This is a genomic window from Rahnella perminowiae (genome assembly GCF_019049755.1).
Lineage (GTDB): Bacteria > Pseudomonadota > Gammaproteobacteria > Enterobacterales > Enterobacteriaceae > Rahnella > Rahnella perminowiae.
In genome coordinates, this window is the sequence record NZ_JAFMOS010000327.1 from 1 (window position 1) to 5001 (window position 5001).

General features: G+C 47.7%; 7 protein-coding genes. 4 read left to right on the top strand and 3 right to left on the bottom strand.

Annotated elements, in window-relative coordinates; all coding sequences use genetic code 11:
- Positions 1–82: 82 nt before the first annotated feature.
- A complete protein-coding gene (gene csgA / locus J1785_RS03355) occupies positions 83–559 on the bottom strand; it encodes a curli major subunit CsgA (protein ID WP_129952231.1) in 477 nt (158 codons plus the stop codon).
- A 70-nt stretch (positions 560–629) separates the two neighbouring features.
- Positions 630–1118 carry a curlin gene (locus tag J1785_RS03360; RefSeq protein ID WP_217218805.1) on the bottom strand — a complete coding sequence of 163 codons (489 nt, stop codon included), beginning with the start codon at positions 1116–1118 and terminating at the stop codon, positions 630–632.
- Between the two features lie 874 nt (positions 1119–1992).
- On the opposite strand from J1785_RS03360, the gene csgD reads away from it, so the two are divergent.
- From csgD to csgG, 4 genes are read left to right on the top strand one after another with little or no spacing between them, the layout of a single operon-like run.
- Positions 1993–2643 (top strand): biofilm master transcriptional regulator CsgD, encoded by a 651-nt coding sequence (gene csgD, locus J1785_RS03365; RefSeq protein ID WP_129952229.1) that lies wholly within the window; start codon positions 1993–1995, stop codon positions 2641–2643.
- Between the two features lie 4 nt (positions 2644–2647).
- Entirely contained in the window at positions 2648–3043 is a 396-nt protein-coding gene (csgE, locus tag J1785_RS03370) for a curli production assembly/transport protein CsgE (protein ID WP_377427296.1), read from the top strand.
- A 60-nt stretch (positions 3044–3103) separates the two neighbouring features.
- The gene (gene csgF / locus J1785_RS03375) at positions 3104–3496 is read left to right on the top strand and encodes a curli production assembly/transport protein CsgF (protein WP_129952774.1); all 393 of its coding nucleotides are present in this window, start codon (positions 3104–3106) and stop codon (positions 3494–3496) included.
- Positions 3497–3528: 32 nt separating this feature from the next.
- Positions 3529–4362: a curli production assembly/transport protein CsgG gene (csgG, locus tag J1785_RS03380; protein ID WP_129952227.1), complete on the top strand. Its 834-nt coding sequence runs from the start codon at positions 3529–3531 to the stop codon at positions 4360–4362.
- 66 nt (positions 4363–4428) lie between these two features.
- On the opposite strand, the gene J1785_RS03385 is transcribed toward csgG, so the two are convergent.
- Positions 4429–4887: a nuclear transport factor 2 family protein gene (locus J1785_RS03385; RefSeq protein WP_217218806.1), complete on the bottom strand. Its 459-nt coding sequence runs from the start codon at positions 4885–4887 to the stop codon at positions 4429–4431.
- Positions 4888–5001 lie beyond the last annotated feature (114 nt).

Here is a 5001-nt window from a genome sequence, read left to right on the forward strand (position 1 = left end):
GGGGTTTCGCAGGCAACATCAAATCCGACGTTGCGAGTAATACCCTACCCCAGCCCTCCCCTTCACAGAGGAGGGAGCTGAATCAGTTTTGTGAAGCGTACGCGAGGTTGCCGGTACCAGACTGAACAATATTGGTCAGAGCACCGTTAGCCCCTTGCGAAGCCTGAGCATAGTTGCCAGAACCATTTTGGGAAACCAGCACTTTGCTGCCGTTTGCAGTTTGTGCAACGTTAGCATTGTTGAAGTCACCCTTCTGAGAAACGCTCACCAGACTGCCGTCGCCAGTCTGATTGGTGCTCGCGGTATTTCTGTAACCATCCTGACCGATGGAGGTCAGCGATTTTTGTGCGCCAGACTGAGTGGCATTCGCCAGGTTAGCCGTGCCCTGCTGGTAAATCTGAATTTCAGAATTCCACTGAGTTGCCGTGAATGTCGGGACCGTTGACGGCGGTGTTGACGGGCCGGAGGGTCCGCCACCGTGATGACCATCATTGCCCCCTGCAAACGCACTGCCACTGACGACTAAAGCGGAAACTGCCACAATTTTCCAAAGTTTCATGATGCTACCCCATTGGTTTAATGTCGGATGTCATAAAAAACGTTCTACCCTTTTTGGGCCGATTTGATTGCTAATGCTGTGTCACTCTAATCGCCATTCCTGACGAGTTTTGTACGACGCCGCTGCTCTGGTTCGTACCATTCTGACGAATTTCCGTTACACTCCGGCCTTTTTGCAGAATGTATGCGGTATTGCCAAAATTCTGTTGCGTAATGGATGCATCCCCGCCGCCGGTTTGCGATATGTAGGCGAAATTATCGCTACCGCTTTGGGATATATCCGCGTTATTTCCATTACCTCGCTGATTCAGCAGTGCTGTATTCTCTGACCCGGTCTGACGGATAGCACCTGAATTTCCGTAACCCGTCTGATGGGTAACAGTCAGATTGCTATTACCGCTCTGATAAATTACAGCGGAGTTCCCCGTTGAATTTCCTGCACCCGCGAAAATCTGATCCGACGCTGCAGAATTGATTTCCGGATAAGTCATATCAAACTGCTGTGCATGAATCCCCCAGGATGCTGTAAGTAACGCCAGGGTCAATAAAGTCTTTTTCATTTCGTCACCCTGTATATACCGGCACCTTACTTAGCTCACCGGTTAATTGCTGCGGACAAATTGATTATGGTGTTTACTGAAAATAAGGAACTCACCCGCCCGTCGTATTTTAATTTCAGGCTTCATCAGAAAGTATGAGACGACCTTTATCATGCGGACTGTCCGGAACGATGGTGTAAAAGGTCAGCGGGGCTAATCAACCCCATGGCATTAATCCTAAAATTAAAGTGCAGAACAGTTTAAATAATCACACAAATGCAACTATTCTTAATTCTCTTTGAAATTAAAAACCCACGTAAAAGAGATCACCTGCACACTTTCATCCCTTAGCAGTCGCAAAAAAAAGCCTTTCCGCTGCTTTATAGCGCTGTTTAACCCGATGTAAAGTGACTTACAGGCCTGCTCACCTAAGTGAAATCAATACAAAAAGACACCATAATTTGGGTTATTAAAGGCGAAGCATGCAGCCGGCGGGTGTTTCAGCACAATTAAACCGGGTTGCTATCGAAGAAATATTTAGCCTTAACAAGGCCAAACGTTAATTTAGTGTAAAATTAGTAGTTAAGTCCTCTTTAACATGACGGGAATTAATTCCCGTCAATACATAAGGAAAGCTTTATACATTTTATGTTACATTCTGAAACACAAATAAGCCTTGCGTAAGGTAAACCAAAAGCTAAATTGAGTCAGTAACGCACATAAAACCGCCTGAAAATATTATGTGCCTCAGGTTGTGAATATTTGCTACTTTCAGATATACACAGCAAACATATCGCTATAGGTTTAGCAAAATAAAATCTCAGTCTATTTCCTGCCTTTTCAGTGATCAGGCAATGGCAGACTGTGGCTATAAAAATCAGGGCAGGGTTTCATTATGAGTAATGAAGCAGCAATCAATAATAATATTCTTTTATTAGTGACTAAACCATCATTACAAGCCAGTGCTTTATTGCAGCAATTAAAACAGCAACTTTGTGTTAATGCCCGGCTTCACAATATCCATAAATTACTTGAAGATCAGCCGCTTCATCAGGCATTAATTCTCTTCGATATGATGGAGGCCGATCGTCGGACAATTGATCTGTGGCAAACAGCGGTAAACCGTTATCACGACAATGTGAAGTTATTATTATTAAACACACCGGATAATTATCATTTTCGGGAAATTGAAACCTGGCCGGGGATCAGCGCCGTTTTTTATCTTTCCACCGATGAAGCACATCTGGTGGAAGGGATTAAAAGCGTGATCCGTGGAGAATGCTACTTCTCTCAGGGCTTCGCCAGTTACCTGATCAATCAGTCCGGTGCTTTCCGCCAGCTTCACTCAGAAGATACCGGCCTGACTCATCGCGAAAAAGAGATCCTTAATAAGTTACGTGTGGGTGCCTCGAATACGGAAATCGCGCGTTTGCTGTTTATCAGCGAGAACACCGTTAAAACGCATCTCTATAATTTATTTAGGAAAATATCGGTTAAAAACCGTACCCAGGCGGCGTCCTGGGCTAACGACAACCTCAAGCGCTGACATCATGACTATGTGCATAAAGGGCTTCTGGCTCTGGCTGGCGCTGCTGTGCGCCACCTGCCTGCATGTACAGGCTGCGGATATAAAAGATCCGGGGCTTATCACCGACAGAACCGTGACTTCGGTTGGCCATGATTTTTACCGTGGCTTCACCGGCAAATGGGAACAGAACTACCCGGAAACGCTCACCATTTCAGAAAGGCCCAGCGCCCGCTGGGGCAGTTGGATCACCATAAAAATAGGTCAGGACACTCTTTATCAGGCTTTGCTGTTTCCCAACCGTCGCAATTTTAATAAGGACGTCGATACCGCCATTGCCGGGGTGAGCGAAGCACTATCACGGCGGCAGTTAGACAAAGCGTTACTGGGCACCGGGGATCTCGCCCATGACGAATTTTAATGCACAGCCTCTTTTAAGGAGAGCATCGTGAATATTCCAGTCTCAGCTTCGCGTTCAGTCATGCTGCTGGCATTACTGACGGCATCCCCGGTTTCCTGGGGCGGCAACATGGTTTTTCAGTTCATCAACCCGAATTTTGGTGGCAACCCGAATAATGGTGCGTTTCTGCTCAACGAAGCTCAGGCGCAGAATTCTTATAAAGATCCCGACAGCTATGACTTCGGCTCCACCCAGACGTCCGCGCTGGATAATTTTACCGCCTCGATACAGTCGCAATTACTGGGCAGCCTGATGGGCAACGTCAATCAGGGGAAACCGGGGCGGCTGGTAACACAAGACTTTATCGTGGATATCCAGAATACCGACGGGCAGTTGGTGATGAATGTCACTGACCGCAAGACCGGCAAAATTTCCACTATCCAGGTACAGGGCTTGTCCGCCACGACCAACTGATTCCGATGACCAATAAAAACAGGAACGACATCATGCGCAGCTATTTATTACTCATCGCAGTTTTTGTGTTGAGCGGGTGCCTCACAGCAGCACCGAAAGAAGCCGCAAGACCGACATTATTGCCCCGGGCACCAAGCTATACCGATCTGACTCACTTGCCTTCGCCGCAGGGCCGGATTTTTGTGTCGGTCTATAACATTCAGGATGAAACGGGCCAGTTCAAGCCATATCCGGCCAGTAACTTCTCGACCGCCGTGCCGCAAAGTGCCACAGCGATGCTGGTATCGGCACTCAAAGATTCCAAATGGTTTATCCCGCTGGAACGTCAGGGGCTGCAAAACTTACTGAACGAACGCAAAATTATTCGTGCCGCGCAGGAGAATGGCAGCGTCGCCATCAATAATCAGCGGCCGCTTTCCTCGCTGGTCGCGGCGAATATCCTGATTGAAGGCTCGATAATCGGTTACGAAAGTAATGTGAAATCAGGCGGTGCGGGGGCGCGATACTTCGGTATCGGAGCCAGCACACAATACCAGCTGGACCAGATAGCCGTGAACCTGCGTGCTGTCGACGTCAATACCGGAGAAGTTTTATCGTCCGTGAATACCAGCAAGACGATTTTGTCGTATGAAGTGCAGGCCGGGGTGTTCCGCTTTATCGACTATCAGCGGTTACTGGAAGGTGAACTGGGTTACACCACCAATGAGCCTGTGATGTTGTGCCTGATGTCGGCGATTGAATCCGGGGTGATTTATCTGGTGAATGACGGCATCGAACGTAACCTGTGGCAGTTGCAGAACCCGTCGGACATCAACTCACCGATTCTGCAACGCTACAAGAACAATATTGTCCCTGCCGAATCCTGATAACCGGCAGTTGGCGAAGGGAAACCGTGGGTTGAAACGGTTTCCCTTCTTTTTTATCCGGTGATCTCAGGTTTTGTTTTCCTCAGTTTTCACCGCCTGACGATAATTATTCACCCGCTTCTTATCCTCTAGATTGAAATCAGGATCGAGATAAATACTCAGCCGTTTAATCAGCAAATCATCAAAGACAAAGACCGTGCAGAAATGATGGCTGCCGGCCTCCGACGTCGGCCAGCGGTCACCGTTTTGCATCACGCCACGCATCTGCCCTTCCAGCACAATGGCATCTCCGTCACTCAGAAAACGGAACGCGTCCTGAATGTGTTGGATCTTATCGATTTCAAGCGCGAAGCGTTTACCGAGTTCCCCCAGCGAAGTTTTTCCCTGTGCAGTGCCAAATTTTGGAAAAAACAGCACCACATCTTCAGCAAAGAGATCCAGCAATGACGCATCTGCCTGATCCAGTTTGGCGTAGAAATTTCTAACAATTTCAATGCGTTTTTCTTTCAGTTCGTGTTCTGCCATTTTCACCTCGGAATTCTCCATTTAATACATAAGCCTAGTGACTACAGCTGATTTTGCCAGTGAAGCGGCAGTGCTCACAAAACCACCGTTTCTGCCTGATGAAGAGTTTTCTGC